21 protein-coding genes and 3 pseudogenes are annotated in these 24,005 nt (G+C 43.0%); 19 read left to right on the forward strand and 5 right to left on the reverse strand.

What is annotated here, in order from left to right:
* Nucleotides 1-15: 15 nt before the first annotated feature.
* A pseudogene (locus HMPREF9389_RS07100) lies at nucleotides 16-600 on the reverse strand (low temperature requirement protein A); the annotation flags it as partial.
* Between HMPREF9389_RS07100 and HMPREF9389_RS07095 the strand changes: the two are divergent.
* The 15 genes and pseudogenes from HMPREF9389_RS07095 to HMPREF9389_RS07030 form a co-directional block, all read left to right on the forward strand.
* A pseudogene (locus HMPREF9389_RS07095) lies at nucleotides 592-1,155 on the forward strand (helix-turn-helix domain-containing protein); the annotation flags it as partial. The pseudogenes HMPREF9389_RS07100 and HMPREF9389_RS07095 sit on opposite strands and share 9 nt — an antisense overlap.
* 154 nt (nucleotides 1,156-1,309) lie before the next feature.
* Nucleotides 1,310-2,026 carry an ABC transporter ATP-binding protein gene (locus HMPREF9389_RS07090; protein ID WP_002929072.1) on the forward strand — a complete coding sequence of 239 codons (717 nt, stop codon included), beginning with the start codon at nucleotides 1,310-1,312 and terminating at the stop codon, nucleotides 2,024-2,026.
* Nucleotide 2,027: 1 nt separating this feature from the next.
* Nucleotides 2,028-3,110, forward strand: a complete 1,083-nt coding sequence (locus tag HMPREF9389_RS07085) for an ABC transporter permease (protein ID WP_002929074.1) — start codon at nucleotides 2,028-2,030, stop codon at nucleotides 3,108-3,110.
* Nucleotides 3,111-3,154: 44 nt separating this feature from the next.
* Complete coding sequence (locus HMPREF9389_RS07080) at nucleotides 3,155-3,778, forward strand: TetR/AcrR family transcriptional regulator (protein WP_002929075.1); 624 nt, start codon at nucleotides 3,155-3,157, stop codon at nucleotides 3,776-3,778.
* A 169-nt stretch (nucleotides 3,779-3,947) separates the two neighbouring features.
* The gene (locus HMPREF9389_RS07075; protein ID WP_002929076.1) at nucleotides 3,948-4,637 is read left to right on the forward strand and encodes a VIT1/CCC1 transporter family protein; all 690 of its coding nucleotides are present in this window, start codon (nucleotides 3,948-3,950) and stop codon (nucleotides 4,635-4,637) included.
* Nucleotides 4,638-4,882: 245 nt separating this feature from the next.
* On the forward strand, nucleotides 4,883-6,079 hold the full coding sequence (locus HMPREF9389_RS07070) for a phosphoglycerate kinase (protein WP_002918189.1): 1,197 nt from the start codon (nucleotides 4,883-4,885) through the stop codon (nucleotides 6,077-6,079).
* Nucleotides 6,080-6,393: 314 nt separating this feature from the next.
* Nucleotides 6,394-10,959 (forward strand): antigen I/II family LPXTG-anchored adhesin, encoded by a 4,566-nt coding sequence (locus HMPREF9389_RS07065; protein WP_002929077.1) that lies wholly within the window; start codon nucleotides 6,394-6,396, stop codon nucleotides 10,957-10,959.
* Nucleotides 10,960-11,285: 326 nt separating this feature from the next.
* On the forward strand, nucleotides 11,286-11,951 hold the full coding sequence (locus HMPREF9389_RS07060; RefSeq protein ID WP_002929078.1) for a COG3942 and LysM peptidoglycan-binding domain-containing protein: 666 nt from the start codon (nucleotides 11,286-11,288) through the stop codon (nucleotides 11,949-11,951).
* Between the two features lie 177 nt (nucleotides 11,952-12,128).
* On the forward strand, nucleotides 12,129-12,653 hold the full coding sequence (locus HMPREF9389_RS07055; protein ID WP_002929079.1) for an FUSC family protein: 525 nt from the start codon (nucleotides 12,129-12,131) through the stop codon (nucleotides 12,651-12,653).
* 80 nt (nucleotides 12,654-12,733) lie between these two features.
* Nucleotides 12,734-13,099: a MerR family transcriptional regulator gene (locus tag HMPREF9389_RS07050; protein WP_002896641.1), complete on the forward strand. Its 366-nt coding sequence runs from the start codon at nucleotides 12,734-12,736 to the stop codon at nucleotides 13,097-13,099.
* 31 nt (nucleotides 13,100-13,130) lie between these two features.
* Nucleotides 13,131-14,477, forward strand: a complete 1,347-nt coding sequence (glnA, locus tag HMPREF9389_RS07045; RefSeq protein WP_002929080.1) for a type I glutamate--ammonia ligase — start codon at nucleotides 13,131-13,133, stop codon at nucleotides 14,475-14,477.
* Nucleotides 14,478-14,531: 54 nt separating this feature from the next.
* Nucleotides 14,532-14,936: pseudogene (locus tag HMPREF9389_RS0111265) on the forward strand (GNAT family N-acetyltransferase).
* Nucleotides 14,937-15,040: 104 nt separating this feature from the next.
* Nucleotides 15,041-15,460: a VOC family protein gene (locus tag HMPREF9389_RS07040; RefSeq protein ID WP_032906347.1), complete on the forward strand. Its 420-nt coding sequence runs from the start codon at nucleotides 15,041-15,043 to the stop codon at nucleotides 15,458-15,460.
* Complete coding sequence (locus HMPREF9389_RS07035; RefSeq protein WP_002929084.1) at nucleotides 15,453-16,040, forward strand: TetR/AcrR family transcriptional regulator; 588 nt, start codon at nucleotides 15,453-15,455, stop codon at nucleotides 16,038-16,040. Before HMPREF9389_RS07040 ends, HMPREF9389_RS07035 begins: the two co-directional genes overlap by 8 nt.
* Complete coding sequence (locus tag HMPREF9389_RS07030) at nucleotides 16,024-16,770, forward strand: DNA alkylation repair protein (protein WP_002929087.1); 747 nt, start codon at nucleotides 16,024-16,026, stop codon at nucleotides 16,768-16,770. The genes HMPREF9389_RS07035 and HMPREF9389_RS07030 overlap by 17 nt, the downstream gene beginning before the upstream one ends.
* Nucleotides 16,771-16,798: 28 nt before the next feature.
* Here the strand turns inward: HMPREF9389_RS07030 and rnjA are convergent, their stop codons facing one another.
* The 4 genes from rnjA to HMPREF9389_RS07010 all read right to left on the reverse strand — a co-directional run bounded on the left by rnjA (nucleotide 16,799) and on the right by HMPREF9389_RS07010 (nucleotide 21,264).
* Nucleotides 16,799-18,481, reverse strand: a complete 1,683-nt coding sequence (gene rnjA, locus HMPREF9389_RS07025) for a ribonuclease J1 (protein WP_002929089.1) — start codon at nucleotides 18,479-18,481, stop codon at nucleotides 16,799-16,801.
* Between the two features lie 3 nt (nucleotides 18,482-18,484).
* Nucleotides 18,485-18,715, reverse strand: a complete 231-nt coding sequence (locus HMPREF9389_RS07020; protein WP_032906349.1) for a DNA-dependent RNA polymerase subunit epsilon — start codon at nucleotides 18,713-18,715, stop codon at nucleotides 18,485-18,487.
* Between the two features lie 232 nt (nucleotides 18,716-18,947).
* Nucleotides 18,948-19,985: an SDR family oxidoreductase gene (locus HMPREF9389_RS07015; protein WP_002929091.1), complete on the reverse strand. Its 1,038-nt coding sequence runs from the start codon at nucleotides 19,983-19,985 to the stop codon at nucleotides 18,948-18,950.
* A gap of 226 nt (nucleotides 19,986-20,211) precedes the next feature.
* The gene (locus HMPREF9389_RS07010; protein ID WP_002903702.1) at nucleotides 20,212-21,264 is read right to left on the reverse strand and encodes an SDR family oxidoreductase; all 1,053 of its coding nucleotides are present in this window, start codon (nucleotides 21,262-21,264) and stop codon (nucleotides 20,212-20,214) included.
* A 132-nt stretch (nucleotides 21,265-21,396) separates the two neighbouring features.
* On the opposite strand from HMPREF9389_RS07010, the gene HMPREF9389_RS07005 reads away from it, so the two are divergent.
* Genes HMPREF9389_RS07005 through tsaD form a run of 4 tightly spaced genes read left to right on the forward strand, consistent with a single transcriptional unit; the run spans nucleotide 21,397 to nucleotide 24,004 of the window.
* Nucleotides 21,397-21,858, forward strand: a complete 462-nt coding sequence (locus HMPREF9389_RS07005) for a MarR family winged helix-turn-helix transcriptional regulator (RefSeq protein ID WP_002929093.1) — start codon at nucleotides 21,397-21,399, stop codon at nucleotides 21,856-21,858.
* A gap of 10 nt (nucleotides 21,859-21,868) precedes the next feature.
* Entirely contained in the window at nucleotides 21,869-22,555 is a 687-nt protein-coding gene (gene tsaB / locus HMPREF9389_RS07000) for a tRNA (adenosine(37)-N6)-threonylcarbamoyltransferase complex dimerization subunit type 1 TsaB (RefSeq protein ID WP_032906351.1), read from the forward strand.
* A complete protein-coding gene (gene rimI / locus HMPREF9389_RS06995) occupies nucleotides 22,552-23,004 on the forward strand; it encodes a ribosomal protein S18-alanine N-acetyltransferase (RefSeq protein ID WP_002929097.1) in 453 nt (150 codons plus the stop codon). Before tsaB ends, rimI begins: the two co-directional genes overlap by 4 nt.
* Complete coding sequence (gene tsaD / locus HMPREF9389_RS06990; protein ID WP_002929101.1) at nucleotides 22,994-24,004, forward strand: tRNA (adenosine(37)-N6)-threonylcarbamoyltransferase complex transferase subunit TsaD; 1,011 nt, start codon at nucleotides 22,994-22,996, stop codon at nucleotides 24,002-24,004. The genes rimI and tsaD overlap by 11 nt, the downstream gene beginning before the upstream one ends.
* Nucleotide 24,005: the final 1 nt, after the last annotated feature.

The raw sequence follows: 24,005 nt of genomic DNA on the forward strand, positions 1-24,005 counted from the left end.
TCTCAAGGTCTTTTGTTAGAACAATTCCCAATTAGGTGTTGAGAATTTCTTGGTTTGGGTCATATAAAAATATGTGAAATGGATTTCCATTGCCAAGGTCATCAGGGTTGCGATAGCAATGACGATGGTTGGGTTGTCTGAGAACAGAAGGGAAAGAAGCAGTCCGATAAGGAAGAATGTAGCTTGTAAGCCATAATAGATTTTGTCATACTTGAGGTAACTCTTGTTGAAGCGACCATTTGACAAGACCGTAGCTTGGAAGAGCCCGATACCAGCATAGAAGAAGCTAGTCGCAAAGAGGTGGTGAGCTTCAGGATTGACCAAGAAACTCATAGAAACAGTGACCATAATCAAACCAATGAAAATCGGATAGTGGCTGTAAATCAAGAAGATTCCTTTATTCTCCCCTTCCTCATCAATAGCATGGTCAAACTGACCGAAATAGTTCATAAAGAGGTTGATCATGATGATGAAGTAAAGGATAGAATGAATGGAGAAATGTTCAAGGGTAAAGAAATCAGCTAGTCCCATAATCATCTCACCAAAAGTGATGATAACTAAAAGCGAAATGCGTTCAATCAGGTGGGGCAGGTTGATTTGATTCGGACGGGAACAGGCGAAGCGATTGTCCCAGTGCATGTCGGGACTCCTTATACTTATGAAGAAGCCGGCGCTAGTATTTTTGGATGCCAAGTGGAAGTAATGGAAGGGAATGAACTGGTCTTTAAAAAAGCTGACTTAGAGAAGCCTTTCCTCATGGCCAATAATGTCATGTTAGACTACCTAGAACCTCAACTCAAGGAACGCTTAGCAGAAGCAATGACCAGTGAAAGTTTCACAGGTATCGTCCAGCAGAAACTTTACCAGGCTATTCCAAGTGGTTCCTTTACCATCGAAGATATAGCAGCATCATTAGGTATTAGCAGTCGTACCTTACAACGGAACCTGACTGCAGAAGGAACCAAATTTAATCAAGAATTGCAAAATGTTCAAAAAATCCTAGCCTTTGGTTATTTCAAAAATCCTGACATGACAACGGATGATGTAGCCTATTTGCTTGGTTATTCGGAAGTATCTTCCTTCTCACGAGCCTTTAAAAAGTGGACAGGAAAGACGATATCGGAGTATCGAGAAGAGATTCAGAAGCAATCCTAAAATCAGAAATATTTTTAATAAGCATAAGATAATACCATCTGGTGTTTTTATTTTTTTAAAGAATTTCAACCTTTTTGCTTGACAAGTGAGTAATCACTCACTATAATAGGTTCATATTTAGTAAGTGAGTAATCACTCACAAAGGAGGAAGTAAATGAAAACATTACTACATTTACAAGATTTAGTAAAATCTTTTGACCATCAAATAGTTCTGAATCATGTCAGCTTTGAATTGCAGACAGGAGAAATTATAGGCTTAATTGGTCCGTCTGGTGCTGGTAAATCAACTATGATTAAGACCACGTTAGGAATGGAAAAGGCTGATGGAGGCGTAGCTTTAGTGTTAAATCACACTATGCCCAATCGCTATATTTTAGGAGATATTGGCTATATGGCCCAATCAGATGCCTTATATGAGGCTTTGTCAGGTCAAGAAAATCTGGAATTTTTTGGTCAGCTAAAAGGGCTATCCAAAAGAGATCTGACAGCTGAAATTGCCCATGTGGCTCAAGTTGTGGATCTGACAGAGCATTTGAATAAAACTGTATCCGGTTATTCTGGAGGGATGAAACGACGCTTGTCTTTAGCCATCGCGCTTCTGGGAAATCCTCAGCTCTTGATTTTGGACGAACCGACAGTTGGAATTGACCCTTCTCTTCGGAAGAAAATCTGGAAAGAATTATTCGCGCTTAGAGACAATGGGGTTGGGGTATTAGTTACTACCCATGTTATGGATGAAGCAGAGTTAACGGATAAGGTCGGCTTATTATTAGGTGGAAAAATCATTGCTTTTGATACACCGCAACACTTAAAAGAAAGTTATCAAGTTTCAAGTATTGAAGAAGTATTTTTGAAAGCAGAAGGAGAGTAAGATGAGAACCATTGCTATTGCTAAAAAAGTTATCAAAGAATTGCTTCGTGATAAACGAACCTTGGCTATGATGTTTGTAGCGCCGGTATTTATTATGTGGCTGATGAACCTCATGTTTTCAGCTAGTACAACCGTGAATGTCAAGTTAGCGACACAAGATCTACCAACTGGTTTGGTAACGAAAATGGATGAGCTCGATCATGTGGACATCGAGACTTATCAAGACTTATATCAGGCCAAAGAAGCGCTAGCAAATGAAAAAGTCGATGCTGTGATTTCTTATAAAGATGGTGAGTATCAGGTCGACTACGCAAATACAGATGCCTCCAAGACATCTATGATACGACAAGTGTTACGAACAAGTATCGCCAGTGAAGGCACCGATCAGTTACTATCTCGTGTCAAACAAGCTCTTCCACAATTGAAATTAGATGCAAAGGCGCCTGAAATCAAAGAATCTTACCAATATGGAGATAAAAATACTGGATTCTTTGCACGTATGATTCCAATTTTAATTGGCTTTGTGGTCTTCTTCTTTGTCTTTTTGATTTCTGGTATGGCACTTTTGAAAGAGCGCACAAGTGGAACCTTGGATCGCTTGTTAGCAACCCCAGTGAAACGTTCTGAAATCGTCTATGGCTATATGTTGTCTTATGGTATTATTGCGATTTTTCAAACGGCAGTTGTCGTCTTAGCAGCAATTTGGCTACTAGATGTAGAAGTTGTAGGAAATATTTTAAATGTTATAATAGTTAATGTGGTACTGGCTCTTGTAGCACTAGCTTTTGGGATTCTCTTGTCTACTCTAGCAAAATCAGAATTCCAAATGATGCAATTTATTCCTCTCGTGATTATGCCTCAACTCTTTTTCTCAGGGATTATTCCATTGTCATCCATGGGAGAATGGGCTCTAACTGTGGGAAGATTTTTGCCATTAACCTATTCTGGTGATGCAATAAGCCAGATTATTCTTTACGGACACAATCTTGGTGATATTTTGTCAAATCTTGGTGCTTTAATGATTTTCCTGATCATTTTAACAATTCTCAATATTGTTGGATTGCGTCGTTATCGTAAAGTATAATAAGTGATAGATAAGAACAAAAGAGGAAGACGTGAGGGAACGAAATGACTGAAAATATTTTTGACTCTTTTGAGGATTACTTAGAGGGAGCTGCCTACCCCAAGGGAAAAAAGAAAATCATGCAAGCAGCAGTTGATCTCATATCAACAAAGGGCTACAATGGAACTTCCACTCTGCAAATTGCGGAGTATGCTGGACTCAGTCAGGCGACTCTGTTCAAGTATTTTAAAACTAAGGAAGACCTTTTAACAGCTATTTTGCATCCTGTCCTTCCTAGTCTGTTTGGAAGTTTTTTAGACCAGCTGTTGATTTTACAGACAACCGAGGAGAAAATTCACTATTTAGTCCATGATCGAATGGCTTACCTCAAAACAAATCAAGCCTTGTTGAAAATAATTTTGCAGGAGATGTTATCAAATAATAAATTGAAGCAAGAACAGACACTTATTTGGAATCTTCTTCAGGATAAAATTATAGAGCTTCGTACTCAATTAGGGATCGATGCACGTGTCAATCCAGAAATCTCAATTGAACAAATGATTCGGATCTTTACAGGTCCTTTAATAGCTTACTTTGCTCAATTATATATCATTGGGGACAATGGCGAAATAAGGGAAGAAGACTTAGATTTGTTAGAAAAACAGATCTTAGGTGGCTTGTGGAGATGATACTTGCATTATATTAATGAAGTTTAAGATTTATCTTTGAGAAATATTTTTATTAATCTATTCTTTCTCTTAAATAGTAGAACTTTTCTCATTTTTCTATTTTCTCTTGTATTAGTTCTAGACTTTATTTATAATCATTATAAATAAAAAGAAAGAGAAAATTTAAATAGTGGAAGAACATAAAATTGATACGAACTTTAGTGGTCGGTTGAATATATTGCGGGCCGGGGTTTTAGGAGCTAATGACGGCATTATTTCCATAGCAGGTGTGGTTATTGGGGTGGCTAGTGCGACGGACGATGTCTGGATTATCTTTCTGTCTGGTTTAGCGGCAGTCTTTGCGGGTGCCTTTTCTATGGCTGGAGGAGAGTATGTTTCTGTTTCTACTCAAAAGGATACAGAGGAAGCTGCTGTTGCCAGAGAGCGGGAGCTTTTAGAGAAAAATCCAGATATTGCTAGGCAGTCTCTCTATGCTGCCTATGTTCAAAATGGCGAGTGTGAGACTTCTGCCCAGCTCATGACTAATCGGGCTTTTCTCCAAGATCCGTTGGAGGCTTTGGTAGAGGAAAAATATGGAATCGAGATTGAGGAGTTCACTAATCCCTGGCATGCTGCCGTATCAAGCTTTTTAGCCTTTGCTGTTGGTGCGCTTTTTCCTATGATTACCATTATCATGCTTCCAGCCAGCATTCGTATCTGGGCAACCGTACTAATCGTGGCCTTGGCCCTTTTGGGAACAGGTTATACCAGCGCTAGATTGGGCAAAGCACCACTCAAAAATGCTATGATTCGCAACCTCGTTATTGGTCTTTTAACCATGGCGGTCACCTATGCAGTAGGGCAGGTGTTTGCAATTTAGATAGTAGAAAAAATTGAAATCAGTAGTTTTACTGGCTTTTTGCATTATCGAATCTAGAGAAAAATCGAGCTTTAACTATTATCTGAATGAGTTTAGCGCCCTTTTTCCTATTCTCTAATTCCCAAGTTCGAGAGAAAGAAGTGCGTGGCACTTCTTTTTTGTGAAAATTTTCTTTATATCAAGAAAACTTTTGGAAAATATGATATAATAGGTGCGTATAAAATATGAAAAGGAGTTTTTGTAACATGGCAAAACTTACTGTTAAAGACGTTGATTTGAAAGGTAAAAAAGTCCTCGTTCGTGTAGACTTTAACGTACCATTGAAAGACGGAGTGATTACAAATGACAACCGTATCACTGCTGCTCTTCCAACTATTAAATACATCATTGAGCAAGGCGGTCGTGCAATTCTCTTCTCTCACCTTGGACGTGTCAAAGAAGAAGCAGACAAAGAAGGTAAATCACTTGCACCAGTTGCTGCAGACTTGGCTGCTAAACTTGGTCAAGACGTTGTTTTCCCAGGTGTCACTCGTGGTGCTGAATTGGAAACAGCTATCAATGCTCTTGAAGATGGACAAGTTCTTTTGGTTGAAAACACTCGTTTTGAAGATGTGGACGGCAAGAAAGAATCTAAAAACGATCCTGAACTTGGTAAATACTGGGCATCACTTGGAGATGGTATCTTCGTAAATGATGCATTTGGTACAGCTCACCGTGCACACGCATCTAACGTTGGTATCTCGGCAAACGTTGAAAAAGCTGTTGCTGGATTCCTTCTTGAAAACGAAATTGCCTACATCCAAGAAGCTGTTGAAACTCCAGAACGTCCATTCGTAGCCATTCTTGGTGGTTCAAAAGTATCTGACAAGATCGGTGTTATCGAAAACTTGCTTGAAAAAGCTGATAAAGTCCTTATCGGTGGTGGTATGACTTACACATTCTACAAAGCACAAGGTATCGAAATCGGTAACTCACTTGTAGAAGAAGACAAATTGGATGTTGCGAAAGCTCTTCTTGAAAAAGCAAACGGCAAATTGATCTTGCCAGTTGACTCTAAAGAAGCAAATGCTTTTGCGGACTACACTGAAGTACGTGATACTGAAGGTGAAGCAGTGGATCCAGGCTTCCTTGGCCTTGATATCGGTCCTAAATCTATCGCTAAATTTGATGAAGCCTTGACTGGTGCGAAGACTGTTGTTTGGAATGGACCTATGGGTGTATTTGAAAACCCTGACTTCCAAGCTGGTACAATCGGTGTTATGGACGCTATCGTGAAACAACCTGGCGTAAAATCAATCATCGGTGGTGGTGACTCAGCTGCCGCAGCCATCAACCTTGGCCGTGCAGACAAGTTCTCATGGATTTCTACTGGTGGTGGTGCATCAATGGAACTCCTTGAAGGTAAAGTATTACCAGGACTTGCAGCATTGACAGAGAAATAAGCAACAAGCTTAGAAACTTTGATTTTGTAGATAACAAGTACAAAACTGTAATAAGGAAAGACTAGTGAAAGCTGGTCTTTTTCTTGTATTCTCATTGTCCTGCTGTAGGGAAAAATCCTACAATAAAAATACGTTTTTCCTTGGATGTCTAAATCTGCATAAAGGTAAATAAAACGAGCATAAAATGCTTGCAAAACTGAGAAAAACTTGTTAGGATATAAGATATATATATTTATTCTGATGCTTAAAGAGGGTCAAAATGAGAAAGAAACTTCTGATTGGTGGTTTCCATTACTTTTTGATTTTCTGAAGGCATGAGAAAACTGCAGACTGTAAAAGTTAGCAGAGGGAGGAGAAAAATGAAGAAAAAAGAAGTTTTTGGTTTTCGGAAAAACAAGGCTGTTAAAACTTTATGCGGTGCTGTTCTAGGTGCGGCTTTTTTAACGTCAACGATGCAAGTAAGAGCAGATGAAGTGGTATCTGATACCAATAGTCCTGTCAATACTGAAATGGTGGGCACTGGAAATGCAGCGACTAATCTGCCTCAAGCTCAAGGGCCAGCCAGTCAGGCATCTAAAGAGAGTCAGGCGCGAGCAGGTCAGGCAGATGGCGGTGTGACAGTGACTGTTCCAACAGCTGGTTTAGATGAAAGCGTCAAAAAGGCTCAAGAAGCTGGACTGACAGTGGTCAAAGACCCAGCTGTTGACAAAGGAGTAGCTCAGACTGCTCAAGAAACTGCAGACAAAAAAGCGGAGATTGCAGAAGATTATCAAGCGCAAGTAACCGATATTGATGCCAAGGTCAAGGAGTACAAAGAAAAAGTATCAGCCTACGAGGCGGAAGTGGCTCGGATTACAGCAGAAAACAAAGCGGCTGCAGACCAATACGCTAAAGATTTGGCTGCTCATCAAGCAGAAGTGGCTCGGATTACAGCAGAAAATGCTCAGCTGAAAGCAGATTATGAAGCAGCACTGAGCAAGTACAAAACAGATTTAGCAGCGGTTCAAAAGACGAATGCGGATAATGCGGTAGCCTATCAAGCAGCTAAAGCGGCTTATGATGCAGAATTAGCTCGTGTTCAAAAACTGAATGCGGAAACAAAGGCTAATTATGATGCGGCTCTGGCGGCTTATGCTAGTGAGCTTGATCGTGTTCAGAAGGCGAATGCGGCGGCTCAGGCACGGTATGAAAAAGCTTTAGCGGATACTCAAACTGCAAATGCTAAGATTGCTGCTGATAATGAAGCTATTAAACAGAGAAATGCGGCTGCAAAAGCGGCCTACGAGGCAGCACTTGCCCAATATCAAACAGATTTAGCTACTGTCCGAAAGACCAATGCTGATAATGAAGCGGCATATCAAGCGGCTCAGGCGAATTATCAGGCAGAATTGGCCCGTATCCAAAAGGAAAATCAAGATAAAAAAGCTCAATATGAAGCAGATTTAGCAGCTTATGAAGCTAAAAAGACTCAAATTGAAGCTGAAAATGCGGCAGCTCAAAAAGAATATGAGCAAAAGCTGGCAGAGAACCAAGCTAAGAATGCCACTATAGCAGCTGAAAATGAAGAAATCAAGAAGCGTAATGCTCAAGCCCAAGCAAATTATCAAGCTCAGTTGGCCCAGTATAATGCTGATTTGGCTGTCTATAATACAAAATTAGCCAAGTATCAGCAAGATAAGGCTAAGTATGATGCTGAACAGGCCAAGATTAAGGCTGGACTGGCTATCGCAGAAGCAAAGAAGACTGAAGACGGGCATCTGAGCCGTCCAATTGCGCAAAGTCTGGTTTTCAAATCAGAACCTAATGCTGATCTGTCACTGACTACAACTGGTGAGTTTGTCAGCTATGCTGGCATGGAAGCCGCTGTGAAGAACACTGCAGAGTTTTCTAAGAAACTCTTCCAGTTGGACAACTTCAAAGTAACAGATATTCAAAATGCTAACTATCAGACCAATCAGCAGGAAAGCTTTGGTACGGTTGGCAAGTATGCAGACTATAGTTCTAACGTAACAAGTGGTAAAGGGCCGACTGAATGGTCTTCTGTTTTGCTGAGCCGCGGTCAGTCTGCTACAGCAACCTATACAAATCTTCAGGGAACTTATTATCGAGGGAAAAAAGTTTCTAAAATCGTTTATACTTATACTCTTGATCCAAGCTCCCAATTCCGCAATGATAAGGCTTGGTTAGGTATTTTTAAAGATCCAACCATGGGAGTGTTTGCTTCAGCTTATACAGGAAATTTTGAAGATGCAACCTCTCTCTTTGTGAAGACGGAATTTGTCTTTTATGATGATAAAGGCCAACCGATTAATTTTGACCAGGCCTTGATGTCCGTGGCTTCCCTCAACCGTGAAGCTAACTCTATCGAAATGGCCAAAGATTATACCGGAACTTTCAACAAGATTTCAGGTTCATCTATTGATGAAAAGAACGGCCAAATTTATGCGACTGAGTCTGAAAACTTCAAAAAAGGAGTTGGCGGATCTCGCTTTACCATGTATAAGAATGCTCAGCCGGACTCAGGCTGGGACACTACAGATGCTCCTAACTCATGGTATGGAGCAGGAGCGGTAGAAATTTCTGGCACAACCAACAGTATGACGATTGGAACAATTTCCTCTTCTGAAGTGTTAGGCCAGCCAGAGGCTACTGATCCACGTAGGGCTGACAAACTAGCTCCTAAGAAACCAAATATTTGGTTTGCGATTAATGGTGATGTTCGAGCGAATGATCTGCCAATCATCACAGTAGAAGAACCGGAAGCGCCGGTAGCTCCTACAGCTCCTGCAGTGCCAAGTGAAGAAGCTCTTAAGCCTTTGGATCCGGCTCCAACTACACCAACACCGAAGGCTCTTCCAACACCTCCGGCAGCACCGACTTATGAAAAAGATCCGACGCCACCGTCGCGTACACCGGATACACCAGAGCCTAGTAAGCCATCTGAGCCAAGCTATGAAGTGGAAAAAGCTGTCCGGCCAGCAGTGGTAGAACCGACCTATGAAAAGGAGCCAACACCTCCGGCAGCACCGACTTATGAGAAGGAGCCGGCAGCGCCAACTCCTACACCAGATACACCAGAGCCTAATAAGCCGGTAGCACCAACTTATAGCCCGCTTCCAACTACACCAGCGGAGCCTGTTTATCAAAAAGAGCCAGCAGCGCCCGTAGCTCCGACTGTGCACTATCATTATGCTCTTTTACAATCTCAGCCGCAAATTAACAAAGAGATTCAAAATGACCAAGGCACCAATATTGATAAGACTCTGGTGGCTAAGCAGTCCGTCGTTCAGTTTGCTCTAAAGACAGAAGCTCTTCCAGCTGGACGCAGTGAGACGACATCTTTTGTCATTGCTGATCCGTTGCCAAGTGGTTATGAAGTTGACTTAGAAGCAACAAAAGCTGCTAGTGCAGGTTTTGACGTCAGCTATGATAAGGCTAGTCACACAGTAACATTCAAGGCAACTGCAGCAACGCTAGCTACTTATAACGCTGATAGGACCAAAGAAGTTGCTACGCTCTTTCCAACAGTAGTTGGCCGAGTGCTCAATGATGGCGCAACCTATACTAATAATTTCACCCTGACAGTCAATGATGCCTATGGTGTCCGCTCAAATGTTGTACGTGTCACCACGCCAGGCAAGCCAGACGATTCAGACAATCCTAGCAATAATTACATCAAGCCAACCAAGGTCAATAAAAATAAGGAAGGATTGGTGATTGATGGCAAGGAAGTCTTGGCTGGTTCGACCAATTATTACGAGCTGACTTGGGATTTGGATCAGTATAAGGGTAACAAGTCATCTAAGAGCACGATTCAAAAAGGTTTCTACTATGTAGATGACTATCCGGAAGAAGCACTTGAACTTCGTCCGGAATTAGTCAAGCTAGTAGATGCGGATGGCAAGGCTGTGGCAGGTGTGACAGTGACCCACTACGAGAGCCTTGAAACAGCCCCTGCAGCAGTTCGAGAGCTCCTTCAAAAGGCGAATATCACTGTTAAAGGTTCTTTCCAACTCTTTGCAGCAGACGATGCCCAAGTCTTTTATGACCAATATGTCGTAACAGGTAAGTCTTTGACGATAACAAGCCCTATGGCTGTCAAAGAAGGAATGGGTCGCACAGGGGGCAAGTTTGAGAACCGGGCTTATCAAATTGACTTTGGAAATGGTTATGCGACAGACGTAGTCGTGAACAATGTTCCTAAAATCAGTCCTGAAAAAGATATTACCCTGAGCCTTGATCCGACAAGTGCAGAGAACTTGGATGGCAAGGAACTGACTTTGGGACAGCACTTTAACTACCGTCTCATCGGCGGCTTGATCCCTGCTAACCACTCTGAAGATTTGACAGACTATAGCTTTGTGGATGATTATGATCAACGAGGTGATGAGTACACGGGGGCTTACAAAACCTTTGCCAAAGTAGACATCACGCTCAAAGATGGTAAGGTGATAAAGGCTGGTACAGATTTGACTGAGTATACAGCAGCGAATATTGATCTTAAGAAAGGCTTGATTTCTATTCGTTTCAAGGAAGAATTCTTAGAGACTATTTCTCTGGATTCAGCTTTTCAGGCTGAAACCTATCTACAGATGAAGCGGATTGCTGCGGGTACTTTTGAAAATACCTACATCAATACTGTCAATCATGTAGTCTATGCTTCAAATACAGTTATAACAGTCACTCCTAAGGCACAGCATCTGCTTGTTTCGGATGTAAACGATCCAAGAAGAACCAATCCAACTCCAGTGGCTAAAAAGATTCCTGTTTCTCTTCTGCCAGAAACGGGAGCCAAAGATGCAGTCTATCTGCCATATCTAGGTTTAGCAGCCATTATTGGTGCTTTAGGTCTAGGAAAATTGAAAGGTAAAGAAGACTGATAATAGATGGAGGCTGGGACAAAAGTCCTAGCCTCTCAATTGTCTTTGGATTGTCGAGCAAGACGCAGTGGTTGAGTGGGCTCTACTACGCTGATTTCATCAGCTTTTACAGCCCTACTCAACTGTGCGGAGGTGGGACGACGAAATCGAATTCTAACGAATTACCGATTTCTGTCCCACTCTCTTTTATCTTTAAAAATACTGCAAAATCTCATGTAGCAAAAGTCTAAATCATTTGTAACATGACAAAAACATAACTCTAAAAAAACTGACATGTAAATGAGGTATGATTTTTTTATCATCAAATTATACGGAGAAAAACATTTATGAAAAAAACATTTGCTAAAGCAACTCTTGGTTTAACTTCTACAGCTTTTTTGGCGACAATCGGCGCTCAAGCTGTTCATGCAGATTCTTATGTTGTCCAGCAGGGGGACTCTTTTTTTGCCATTGCTAGCGCCAATGGGATGAATCCTTACGAACTTGCTGCCAATAATGGAAAATCAATTTTTGATACGATTAACCCAGGAGATGTGCTGCAAGTAAATGGTACAGCTTTGGCACAGACTTACAATCCATACAGTGCTCCAGCTTATGAAGCGACAAGCGATGCTGCTTTGGTATCTGATACCGAAGATGTTGTCTTAAATACACCAACTGACTATGGCAATTCTTACCCAATCGGTCAATGTACCTGGGGTGTGAAAGAAATGGCTCCTTGGGCAAGCAACTGGTGGGGCAATGCGAATACTTGGGCAATCAATGCTGGTGCTCAGGGTTATGCAACAGGAAATGTCCCAGTAGCAGGGGCTATTGCAGTTTGGGATGGCGGTGAATACGGACATGTTGCTTATGTGACAGATGTGCAAAGCGACAGCTCTATCCAAGTATTGGAAGCAAACTACAATCGCCAAAAGCAGATTAACAACTATCGTGGCTACTTTAACCCAAATGAATTTATGGGTGGCGTTACCTATATCTATCCAAACTAAAGATAATAAAAACGAGGCTGGGGCTGATAATGTCTCAGTTTTTAAATAGTCGATAGCTCTTGATGCGGTAGCTGATAGGGCTTTTTCTTTGTGCGGGAAAAGTCCTGAGCAGAAAGAGTTTTTTTGAGGCGAAATATGTTAAAATGAAGAGAGGGAGGATTTCCTGGAAGGAGACTAATGAGTTATTTCAATAAGTACAAGTTTGATAAATCGAAATTTCGTCTGGGCATGCGTACCTTTAAAACAGGTCTGGCTGTCTTCATCATTCTATTGCTCTTTGGCCTTTTTGGTTGGAAAGGGCTGCAAATCGGTGCTTTGACGGCTGTCTTTAGTCTTCGTGAGGATTTTGATAAGAGTGTCCACTTCGGAACATCGCGAATCTTGGGAAACAGCATCGGTGGTTTTTACGCTCTGCTATTTTTCATTGCCAATAGTGTTTTTAAGGAGCAGTATTGGGTCACCCTCCTTTTGGTGCCGGTTTGTACCATGCTGACAATCATGACCAATGTCGCTATGAACAACAAGGCGGGAGTCATTGGCGGAGTATCTGCCATGCTGATTATTACCCTGTCCATTCGGCCGGAAGATACCATCTTGTATGTCTTTGCCAGAATCTTTGAAACCTTCATGGGAGTCTTTGTTGCGATTCTGGTAAACTCTGATATAGATCGGCTGCGAGCCATCTTTGAAAAGAAAAAATAAAATCCGTGTAAGAAAATCTGACATTATTTCTTGACATAAGATTTATTTCGTCCTATAATAGTGCGTAGAGAGGAATTTGAATGAAGGAAAAAGAGTTTCGCCGAAACATGGCAGTCTTTCCCATCGGCAGTGTTATGAAACTGACGGACCTATCTGCCCGTCAGATCCGTTATTATGAAGACCAGAATCTGATTACCCCTGCTCGGAATGAGGGCAATCGTCGGATGTATTCTCTGAATGACATGGACCGCCTTTTAGAAATTAAGGATTATATTTCAGAAGGTTATAATATCGCTGCGATTAAGAGGAAATATGCCGAGCGTGAAGCCAAGTCCCGCAAGACTATTAGTGACAAAGATGTCCGCCGTGCCCTGCATCATGACATCTTGCAGCAAGGCCGTTTTGCTTCTTCTCTGCCAACCTTTGGTCAGATGCGTCGACCATAGCTATTTTGTTTGAATTACAAGGAGAAATTTAATGTCTATTACAGCAGCTGATATCCTTCGCGAAGTAAAGGAGAAAAATGTTACCTTTATTCGTCTTATGTTCTCTGATATTTTAGGGACTATGAAGAATGTGGAAATTCCTGCCACGGATGAACAGCTTGACAAGGTCTTATCCAATAAAGCCATGTTTGATGGTTCTTCCATCGAAGGTTTTGTTCGTATCAATGAATCAGATATGTATCTTTATCCTGATCTAGATACTTGGACAGTCTTTCCCTGGGGAGATGAAAACGGTAGTGTAGCGGGTCTGATTTGCGATGTTTATACGACAGATCATGTACCGTTTCTAGGGGATCCACGGAGCAACCTCAAGCGTGCCCTCAAGCATATGGAAGAGCTGGGATTTAAGTCCTTTAACCTCGGACCAGAGCCAGAATTTTTCCTCTTTAAGCTGGATGAAAATGGTGATCCGACGCTGGAAGTAAATGACAAGGGCGGTTATTTTGACTTGGCGCCGACAGATTTGGCAGACAATACTCGTCGGGAAATCGTCAATGTCCTGACCAAGATGGGCTTTGAAGTAGAAGCTAGTCACCATGAGGTAGCAGTCGGCCAGCACGAGATTGACTTTAAGTATGACGAAGTGCTTCGGGCTTGTGACAAGATTCAGATTTTCAAGCTGGTTGTGAAAACTATTGCTCGTAAGCACGGTTTGTATGCAACCTTTATGGCCAAGCCTAAGTTTGGCATTGCAGGATCTGGTATGCACTGTAATATGTCTCTCTTTGATCAAGACGGCAATAATGCCTTCTTCGATCCAGAAGATCCAAAAGGTATGCAGCTGTCAGAAACAGCCTACCATTTCTTGGGTGGTTTGATTAACCATGCTTATAACTACACAGCTATCATGAATCCAACGGTCAACTCATATAAACGTCTGGTTCCTGGATATGAAGCACCAGTTTATATTGCTTGGGCAGGACGTAATCGTTCACCGTTGGTGCGCGTGCCAGCCTCTCGTGGTATGGGTACTCGCTTGGAGCTGCGTTCGGTTGATCCGATGGCCAATCCATATATTGCTATGGCAGTTCTCTTGGAAGTTGGCCTGCACGGTGTTGAGAATAAAATCGAAGCTCCAGCCCCAATCGAAGAGAATATCTATATCATGACTCCAGAGGAGCGTAAGGAAGCTGGAATTACAGACCTACCATCAACTCTTCACAATGCCTTGAAGGCATTGACAGAAGACGAAGTCGTTAAAGCGGCTCTTGGCGAGCATATCTATACAAGCTTCTTAGAAGCTAAGCGCATCGAGTGGGCAAGCTATGCAACCTTTGTCTCCCAATGGGAAGTGGATAATTATCTGGATTTATACTAAACTTAGAGCAGGAGGATTGGCATATCCCCTGCTTTTTCGTGGAGGAGGAGAAAGATGGGAAAATTTCATGATTTTATTAAGCGTGTTTTTGATGAGCAATATGAAGCCTATTTTGGTCCAGATATGCTTGAAAAACTTGGACCTCAAGATTATTATTTAAGGCGGGAGGAAGATGGCCAGTTAATTGCCTTGCTCCATGCCCGGCAGGTGTTGGAAAATATTCATGTCAAGGCTTTGGTGGTGGATAAAGAACATCAGAAAAAAGGTTTGGGAGCCAGTCTGCTGGCAGAATTAGAAGAAAAGGCTGTAGAAGCTGGAGTAACTAGCATTACCTTGTCCACTAAATCTTATCAGGCCAGGGATTTTTACATCAAGTAAGGCTATGAAATCTACGCCAGTCTAACAGATGTCCCACAAAAGGGCATTACCAAATATCATTTTATCAAGCGATTTAAGTGAGCCATTCTCAAATAGATGGAAGTCAATTTTGCTTCTGTTTTTTAACATTTATTTGCATACATTCAGTATGTATGTTAAAATTAAACTTAAGAAAAGGAGAACAAATGATTACCAGTTTATACCCCGTTTTAATGAGCGAAGCTATCCATCAAGCGGCACAATTTTTCATTGAGCATTTCCAATTTCAGGAAACCTTCCGTTCAGATTGGTATATTAGTTTAAAGAATATTGAGAGTGGTTTTGAGCTTGCTTTTATTGATAGTAAGCATGGGACAGTACCACAAGCCTACCAGTCTAAGGCGAGTGGCCTAATCATCAATATCGAAGTTGACAATGTGGATTGTTTTTATGAAGAATTGCGTCAGCAAGAAGAAATGGAGTTCCTTCTTCCTATTAAGAGTGAAGATTTTGGTCAGCGCCATTTCATTGTGGAAGCGCCGGGTTCTGTTTTGGTTGATGTAATTCAAGTAATTCCACCTAGCGCTGAGTTTGCGGCAAATTATTTGGAGAGTGAAGATGAATAAAAAGCAGCAGGCTTCTCTAGAGACAAGTAAGAAAATATTAGCTATCGCCCGGAAACATTTTTCTTTAAAGGGTTATGCAGAAACTTCCTTGGAAGAAATTGTAGATGAATTGGGAATGACAAGAGGCGCACTTTATCATCATTTCGGGAATAAGAAAACTTTATTTACCGCCGTACTGGCACAAATTCAGTCCGAACTGGGGTCTTATGTAGAAAAAAATGCCCTGGAAGCACATGATTCTTGGGAGCAGTTGGTGGAAGGCTGTGTTGCTTTTGTTCGTTTTGCGACCTTGACCGAAAATAAACGTATTCTCCTGCTTGATGGTCCCAATGTCGTTGAGTGGAAAGAGTGGCGTCGTCAGGACGAGGCTAATTCTTTCTTTCATTTGAGAGAACAATTAGACATTTTATCTAAAGAAGGGAAACTTATCTCTATTGATTTGGATATGGCAGCTCATATGATTTCAGGCGCCTTGAACGAGTTGTCTCTTTTTCTGGCTGAGAAAGAGGAAGAAGCAGAAGTCAGAGGAGCAATGAGAAGTCTGTTAAGGGGATTTAAAAATCATGGCGAAAAAGGTTAAAGATTATTATGATATGGTTTATGCGGAGGACTTGAGCCGTCGCTTGCAAGAAGTCACAGATAAATTTGATGCTCAGCATTTTATGTCTCTAGTTGAAAGCGACTTAGAGGCTTTGGAATTTACTCAGCGTCAGGAGCTGCTGGCAAAGAGTATCAAAGAATGCTTGCCGCTTTCTTATGCTGATTCTCTGAAGGTTTTTGAGCAGATACTTGGTCCGGAGTTAGAGGGCGGCTTGGGGATGTTCTCAGAAGGTTACTGGTTGTGGCCGATTGGCAAATACGTAGAACGTTATGGAGGTCAGGAATTCGAGCTGAGTGCAGCCTTCAGTAAGGAATTAACCAAGCGATTTACTGGAGAATTTTCCATGCGGCCCTTGCTGGCTAATTATCCTAAAGTTACGATGGATTTACTATTAGAGTGGAGCCGAGATGAGAATATGCGCGTCCGCAGGTTAGCTAGCGAGTGTATGCGTATCCGACTGCCCTGGGCTAAGAAGCAGACTGTGGTTTTAGATTATTTTGATGAGTTTACCGCTATTCTAAAGAATCTAAAGGATGATGCGGATAAATCAATCCAAAAAAGTGTCGCTAATAATCTGAATGATTTATATAAAGAAGATCCTGAAAAATTCGAGAGGGTGATTAGGACTTGGCAAGAGGAAAAACTGAGTCCGAGTTGCGCTTGGATTATCAAGCATGCTTCGCGAACAAAAAATAAAGCAATAAAATAAGCTTTGCTAGACTAGCAAAGCTTATTTTTTAGTTGTCTTCGTCTGGTGTAAGCACCATCGGAATAATAATAGGTTCGCGCTCGGTACTTTCGTAGAGGAAAGGACGCAAGGCGTTGACGATAGCGCCGCTAACAGATTGGACGCTGGCATCTTTATTCTTAAGGGCAATGCGAATGGCATTGAAGAGGATGCGCTGGCTTTGGCGAATGAGGTCGCCTGATTCGCGCATGTAGATAAAGCCGCGGCTGAGAATATCTGGACCGGCTAAGATCATCTTGGATTCAAAGTCAACCGTCGCGACAGCCAGGACAACACCGTCCTCTGACAGGTCTTTACGGTCGCGCAGGACTGCAGCTCCGATTTCACCAATGCGGTTCCCATCAACATAGATATCTTGAGCGTTGAAGCTACCGGCAATACGAGCTGAGTCAGCTGTCAGAGCCAGCACGTCACCATTGCTCATGATGAAGATATTGTCTTTTGGTACTCCAGTATCAACGGCTAGACCTGCATGGACTTTCTGCATACGGTATTCACCATGGACTGGCATGAAATATTTTGGCTTAATCAAGCGGAGCATGAGTTTCTGCTCTTGTTGGCCACCGTGTCCAGAGGTGTGGATGTTGTTAATCTTACCGTGGATAACCTCTACACCGGCCTCGGAAATGATGTTAATCAATTTGTTAACGCTGGTCGTATTACCAGGGATAGGACTAGATGAGAAGATGACCGTATCTCCAGGCTGCAGCTGAACTTGACGGTGGGTACCATTGGCAATCCGAGACAGGGCTGCCATCGGCTCACCCTGACTTCCAGTACACATAATCAGCACTTCGCCAGCTGGATAGTCCTTGAGTTCATTTGGCTCGATGAAGGTATCTTTGGGAACCTTGATATAGCCCAGCTCAATCCCATTGACAATAGCCTTTTCCATGGATCGGCCAAAGACCGCAATCTTACGGCCAGTCTTAACAGCAGCATCTGCGGCTTGCTGAAGACGGAAGATATTAGAGGCAAAGGAAGCGAAAATAATCCGTCCATTAATGCCTTCAATAATCTTCATGATAGATTGCCCAACAACTTTTTCGGAATTGGTAAAGGTCGGAACTTCAGCATTGGTCGAGTCAGATAGGAGACAGAGCACACCTTCTTCGCCCAGAGCAGCCATGCGGTGCAAGTCTGCCGGCTCACCGACTGGTGTAAAGTCAAACTTGAAGTCACCTGTACAGACAATCTTACCCTGCGGCGTATGAATGACAATTCCCAAGGGCTCAGGAATAGAGTGGGTTGTCCGGAAGAAAGTAGCTTTCAGATGCTTGAACTGCAGTTCTGTGTTTTGATTGATTTCATAGAGCTTGGCATCGCGCAAAAGGCCATGCTCTTCTAGCTTGCCGCGAATGAGTGCCAGCGCCAAAGGACCAGCATAGATAGGAACATTGGCTTGCTTGAGCAGGAAAGGAATACCGCCGATATGGTCCTCGTGCCCGTGGGTGATGAGGACAGCTTTTACGCGGTCGATATTTTCAACGATATAAGAGTAGTCGGGAATGACATAGTCAATTCCTAGTAGGTCGTCTTCTGGGAACTTGATACCGGCATCCACGATGATGATTTCATTTTGGTATTCAATCCCGTAGGTGTTTTTACCGATTTCGCCTAACCCACCAATCGCAAAAACGCCAACTTCTTTGGGTTTTAAGGTATATGCCATGGGTTAGAACTCCGTCAATTCAAAAGTGCCTGACTCTTTTTCGTATTCGAGGTGTTTGTCAGACAAGAGCTCAATAAATTCAATATTGTAAGGGGTATTTTCTTCGACTAACTTACGAGCCTGAATGCGGCCTTCCAATTCATTAGCTGCTTCGACATCTAAATAAAGGGCACGTGTCTTTTCACGGCGCGGACTGCGCTCTTTTGTTTCTTGATAAAAAACTTTGTAAATCATTACATTTCCTTTCATATTTTCATGATTAACCTGCAGAAAACAACAGCTGATTAGCTGTTTTCTTTTATTCAATTCTGAGTAGTAGATTAATCCTGATTCGTTACAATTATAATGATTATAACATAAAATAAGGGAATAGTAAAAGGTGGAGATAAGAAAATGTAAGAGTGATTTAGTCTGAAAGCATTCGGATTCCATATTCCTGAAATGCCTGTTCTGGATACTTTTAATCTTATGATAGGTAGCCGTGCTCTTTGTACCAAGCTAGGACATCTTTGAGAGTTTCTTCAAAGGGACGGAAATGGGCTCCCAACTCATTTTGAGATTTTGCAGAATTGAAATGTGTTCGGAGATATTCCTCTTCAGTAGAGGTCACAGCAGCCTTACTCAACAGAATAGGACGTTTTGTTAGACGATGATATAGTTCATTGTATTGAGCAATTATCTTTAGAAGAAAAAGAGGAATCCGTCTAGTTGGAGCGGCAACTCCGCTGACCGCTTCTAGGTTCTTCAATAATTCTTCCATCGTCATATGCCTACCAGCTGCTAAATATCGTTCTCCTTGTCGGCCATACTGCATAGCTAGGATTTCGCAGTCTGCGACGTCTCGGGCATCTACGACGCTGTAGCTGCCGGGAATGATTCCAGGCAGTTTTTTATGAACGAAGTCGAAAATCAACTGTCCCGCAGAGGTAGGACCGATATCGCCTGGGCCAAACATAAATCCAGGCAGGACAAAACTAACAAAAAAATCAGGATGTTTTTTTGAAAAATCTAAGAGAACCTCTTCGCTTAATATCTTACTGCGGTAGTAGTCATTGCTTGTATTCCTGCTGCGTAACATGCTTTCATCAATCAGTTGATTTTGCTCACCATAGAGAACTGCAATCGATGAGGTATGGACCGCCTGACGAATGCCAGCTTTATAAGCGGCTTCAAAAAGTTCCAAACTACCCTTCACATTGGTATTATACAGTTCTTGCCAGTGCTGACCGCCTTTCAAACTATCTCGAAAGAAAGCAGCTGTGTGAAAAAGACTATCACAATCTTGCATATGATTTTGATAGCTGTCTGGCTGGCAAATATCTCCTTCAATGAAATGGATCGGCAGATTGCCAAACTGCTCTAAGGCTTTCTGTCGAGAGCGTACTAAAGCAGTCACCTGAATTCCTTTTTTTAGAAGGGATCGCACCAGATTATTTCCTAGTAAACCTGTTGCGCCAGTAACGAAGGCGTGGTGAATACTTCGGCTTTGGTGTTTTGGGGGCATGGCTCTTCTCCTTAAATTATATTTAGATGACATGTCATCTATTCTCTTATTTTATATTTTGCAAGATTAATTGTCAACAATTAAGGGAATTAGTGTAAAATAGATACAGAAGAAATTTGCAAAGGACGGGAATAGAATGTCATCTTTAGGAGACCGTTTTAGATATTTATTCAGAAGTGCGGAAAATCAAGCGATGAACATTTGGTCACTTGATTTTGAGGGCTGCTTATTTGGCGAAATAGCCGTGCTTGCGGTACCAATCTACCACGTCAGCTAAGCTTTCTTCGAGAGGGCGATGCTGTCCGCCTAGCTCGCTCTCGGTTTTGGCAAAGCTAAAATTACTTTTGAGATATTCTTCGGCCATGAGATGAGCGAGCTCATTGGTAACCAAAATTGGTTTTTTGGTGAGCCGGTGGTAGAGCTCACTTGCTTGGGCATAGATTTTGACGAAAAGAGGGGAGATCTTGCGCTTGGGGGCGGGAACGCCAGTGATTTTTTCCAGTATTTGGTACAATTCTGTCATGGTCACTTGCCGTCCAACTGCCAGATAGCGCTCCTTTGAGCGTCCGTATTTCATGGCGCGGAGATGAATATCTGCTACATCTCTAGCATCCACCATATTATAGCTAGCCTTTAAGATACCTGGAAGTTTTTGCTCTACAAAATTGATAATCAGCTGCCCACTGGAGGTCGGACCAAGGTCTCTAGGACCCAACATTACACTCGGCAAGATAAAGCAACCGAAAACATCTGAATGCTTGTCCAAGAAATCACGAACGGCCTCTTCACTCAAAATCTTGCTGCGATAGTAATCAAAAGGAGTATCTTTTGAGCGAGACATGCTTTCATCGATTAGCTGATTGGCCTCACCTTCCAGTACGACACAGGAGGAAGTATGGACAAATTGGCGGATACCAGCCTCGTAAGCAGCTTCTAGGAGGTTATTTGTGCCTATAATATTAGTGTCGTAGAGCTCCTGCCAGTGCTTGCCGCCTTTATAATTATCGCGGAAAAAAGCAGCGGTATGAAAGAGGCTGTCGCAGCCTGCTAGATAGTCACGATAGCTTTCGGGCTCTAAAATATCCCCCTTGACAATCTGGATAGGCAGGTCGGCAAATTGTTTGCGCGCTTTTTCCTCGGAGCGAACGAGAGCGGTCACTTGAATGTTTTCTTTTAGCAGAGCACGCACGAGATTATTTCCTAAAAGACCGGTCGCACCAGTCACAAAAGCGTGGGTCATTGTTCTAGCTGGTTTTTGATTTGTAGGGTTTGGGGTCATCCGTTTTTCCTCCTTTTGCAAATAGATGATATATCATCTATTTAAGATTTTATATTTTTAAACTAAAATTGTCAACAATTTACCTAATCTAGTGTAAAATAGTATAGAAGTGATTTTTGAAAGGAGAGCAGCGTGGTAGCAGAAGGAATTCGATTTGGCTATTTGTTTAGAAGTGCAGAGAGCTTAGCGACGAGAGAATATGGGAAGTTGCTAGAGCCTTTGGGAATTACGCCCAATCAAAGCGAGGTCTTGCTCGTTTTGGGGGAACATGCTCCGCTGTCTCTCAAGGGCTTGGGGGAATCCCTGATTTGTGAGGAAAAAAGCCCTAGTCGCTTGGTGCAGGCTTTGATTAAAAAAGGCTTGGTCAAGAAGGAAATTTCTAGCAAGGACAAGCGCAGTTCTCGCTTGAGCTTGACTGCTGCTGGAGCGGATTTGCTGCCCAAGATTGCTGAGCAAGAAGCGATTTTTGGAAAACACTTGGCGCAGCAAGTGCCTAATTTGGAGGCTTTTAGCCAGATTTTAGAGGAATTTTTGGTAGATAGTTTCTACGAAGACAAATTAAAACGCCGCTCACTTTGGTACAGTGAAGAATGAGAGGATTTTTATGAACATTTTAGCGATGGATACGTCCAACAAAGCCTTGTCCTTGACCCTTTTGCAGGATAAGGAGGTCTTGGGGCAGGTGACGCTCAATATCAAGAAAAATCATAGTATTACCCTTATGCCGGCTATTGATTTTCTCATGAATAGTCTGGATATGAAGCCGACGGATTTGGATCGTATCGCGGTGGCGCAGGGGCCAGGCAGCTACACAGGTCTGAGAATTGCGGTGGCGACAGCCAAGGCCCTGGCGCATACCCTCAAGATTGAGCTGGTCGGTGTGTCTAGTCTGCTGGCTTTAGTCCCAGAGCAGGTGGAAGGTTTGGTCATTCCTGTCATGGATGCCCGCCGAAATAATGTCTATGCTGGTTTTTATCAGTCTGGTCAGACTGTGCAGCCGGAAGCTCATCTGCCTTTGGCAGAGGTTTTAGAAATAGCTGGCGCTGCTAATCAGCCAGTCACTTTTGTCGGAGAGACAGCAGCTTTTGCGGAGCAGATTGGAGCTGCTCTTCCTCAGGCTGCCATTCAGCCAAGCTTGCCAGATGCGGCAGCTATTGGTCGTCTCGGTTTAGACCTGCCAGCCCAGTCCATTCATGACTTTGTTCCTAACTATCTCAAGCGGGTAGAAGCCGAGGAAAATTGGCTCAAGAATCACAAGGAATCCAGCGATTCTTACATTCAGCGCCTATGATTAAGTTGAGAAAATGGAGCGACAGCTCGGATGTGGACGCGGCCGCTCTCGCCAAAGAGCTGGAACAGCTCTTACTTGCAGTCTATGAGGTCAGCCCTTGGACAGCTATACAGGTGGAAGAGGTCCTGCGTTCGGATGTGAACAGTTGTGCACTAGCAGCAGATGAGAGTCAGCTTGTCGGCTTTTTAGTCTGGCAGGAGACAGACTTTGAAGCAGAAGTCCTGCAGATTGCTGTATTGCCTGGTTATCAGGGACAGAAAATCGCGACAGCCTTGTTCGACTTTTTGCCTGCCGACAAGGAGATTTTCCTCGAAGTTAGGGAATCGAACAGGTCAGCTCTGCTATTTTACAAAAAAGAAAAATTTGAAGAAATCGCGCGGCGGAAGGCCTACTACCATGCGCCGGTGGAAGACGCGATAGTCATGAAAAGAGAGATCCATGAAAGATAGATATATTTTAGCTTTTGAGACGTCTTGTGACGAAACCAGTGTGGCGGTTCTAAAGAATGAAATCGAGCTTTTGAGCAATGTCATTGCCAGCCAGATTGAGAGCCACAAGCGTTTTGGCGGAGTGGTACCAGAAGTGGCCAGCCGTCACCATGTGGAGGTCATTACGGTTTGCATTGAGGAGGCCTTGGCAGAAGCAGGCATTAGCGAGGAGCAGGTCACAGCGGTGGCCGTCACCTATGGTCCTGGTCTGGTTGGGGCGCTTTTGGTCGGCTTGGCAGCGGCCAAGTCCTTTGCTTGGGCTCACGATATTCCCTTGATTCCGGTCAATCATATGGCTGGGCACCTGATGGCAGCCCAGAGCGTGGAGTCTTTGGAGTTTCCCTTGCTAGCTCTTTTGGTCAGTGGCGGCCATACTGAGCTGGTCTATGTTAGTCAGGCTGGTGACTATAAGATTGTGGGGGAAACTCGCGATGACGCAGTCGGTGAAGCCTATGACAAGGTTGGTCGAGTCATGGGCCTGACCTATCCAGCAGGCCGAGAGATTGATCAGCTGGCTCATGAGGGACAGGATATTTATGATTTCCCTCGTGCCATGATCAAGGAAGACAATCTGGAGTTTTCATTCTCAGGTTTGAAGTCTGCCTTTATCAATCTTCACCACAATGCTGAGCAAAAGGGAGAAAGCTTGTCTACAGAGGATTTGTGTGCTTCCTTCCAAGCAGCTGTTATGGATATTCTCATGGCTAAAACCAAGAAAGCCCTAGATAAATACCCTGTTAAAACCCTTGTTGTGGCAGGTGGTGTGGCGGCCAATCAAGGCCTGAGAGAACGCTTGGCAGCTGAGATTCAGGATGTTAAGGTGATCATTCCGCCTCTGCGCCTTTGTGGTGACAATGCTGGTATGATTGCCTATGCCAGTGTCAGTGAGTGGAATAAGGAGAATTTTGCCAGTTTGGACCTCAATGCTAAGCCAAGTCTGGCTTTTGAAACGATGGAGTAAA

This window comes from Streptococcus sanguinis SK355 (assembly GCF_000212855.1).
Classification (GTDB): Bacteria; Bacillota; Bacilli; order Lactobacillales; family Streptococcaceae; genus Streptococcus; species Streptococcus sanguinis_A.

Coding starts and splice junctions, on each gene's coding strand:
- glnA (WP_002929080.1), top strand. CDS start 13,131: ATGTCTATTACAGCAGCTGATATCCTTCGCGAAGTAAAGGAGAAAAAT.
- HMPREF9389_RS07085 (WP_002929074.1), top strand. CDS start 2,028: ATGAGAACCATTGCTATTGCTAAAAAAGTTATCAAAGAATTGCTTCGT.
- HMPREF9389_RS07080 (WP_002929075.1), top strand. CDS start 3,155: ATGACTGAAAATATTTTTGACTCTTTTGAGGATTACTTAGAGGGAGCT.
- HMPREF9389_RS07090 (WP_002929072.1), top strand. CDS start 1,310: ATGAAAACATTACTACATTTACAAGATTTAGTAAAATCTTTTGACCAT.
- HMPREF9389_RS07040 (WP_032906347.1), top strand. CDS start 15,041: ATGATTACCAGTTTATACCCCGTTTTAATGAGCGAAGCTATCCATCAA.
- HMPREF9389_RS07010 (WP_002903702.1), bottom strand. CDS start 21,264: ATGACCCCAAACCCTACAAATCAAAAACCAGCTAGAACAATGACCCAC.
- rnjA (WP_002929089.1), bottom strand. CDS start 18,481: ATGGCATATACCTTAAAACCCAAAGAAGTTGGCGTTTTTGCGATTGGT.
- HMPREF9389_RS07050 (WP_002896641.1), top strand. CDS start 12,734: ATGAAGGAAAAAGAGTTTCGCCGAAACATGGCAGTCTTTCCCATCGGC.
- tsaB (WP_032906351.1), top strand. CDS start 21,869: ATGAACATTTTAGCGATGGATACGTCCAACAAAGCCTTGTCCTTGACC.
- HMPREF9389_RS07060 (WP_002929078.1), top strand. CDS start 11,286: ATGAAAAAAACATTTGCTAAAGCAACTCTTGGTTTAACTTCTACAGCT.
- tsaD (WP_002929101.1), top strand. CDS start 22,994: ATGAAAGATAGATATATTTTAGCTTTTGAGACGTCTTGTGACGAAACC.
- HMPREF9389_RS07020 (WP_032906349.1), bottom strand. CDS start 18,715: ATGATTTACAAAGTTTTTTATCAAGAAACAAAAGAGCGCAGTCCGCGC.
- rimI (WP_002929097.1), top strand. CDS start 22,552: ATGATTAAGTTGAGAAAATGGAGCGACAGCTCGGATGTGGACGCGGCC.
- HMPREF9389_RS07015 (WP_002929091.1), bottom strand. CDS start 19,985: ATGCCCCCAAAACACCAAAGCCGAAGTATTCACCACGCCTTCGTTACT.
- HMPREF9389_RS07065 (WP_002929077.1), top strand. CDS start 6,394: ATGAGAAAACTGCAGACTGTAAAAGTTAGCAGAGGGAGGAGAAAAATG.
- HMPREF9389_RS07070 (WP_002918189.1), top strand. CDS start 4,883: ATGGCAAAACTTACTGTTAAAGACGTTGATTTGAAAGGTAAAAAAGTC.
- HMPREF9389_RS07055 (WP_002929079.1), top strand. CDS start 12,129: ATGAGTTATTTCAATAAGTACAAGTTTGATAAATCGAAATTTCGTCTG.
- HMPREF9389_RS07030 (WP_002929087.1), top strand. CDS start 16,024: ATGGCGAAAAAGGTTAAAGATTATTATGATATGGTTTATGCGGAGGAC.
- HMPREF9389_RS07035 (WP_002929084.1), top strand. CDS start 15,453: ATGAATAAAAAGCAGCAGGCTTCTCTAGAGACAAGTAAGAAAATATTA.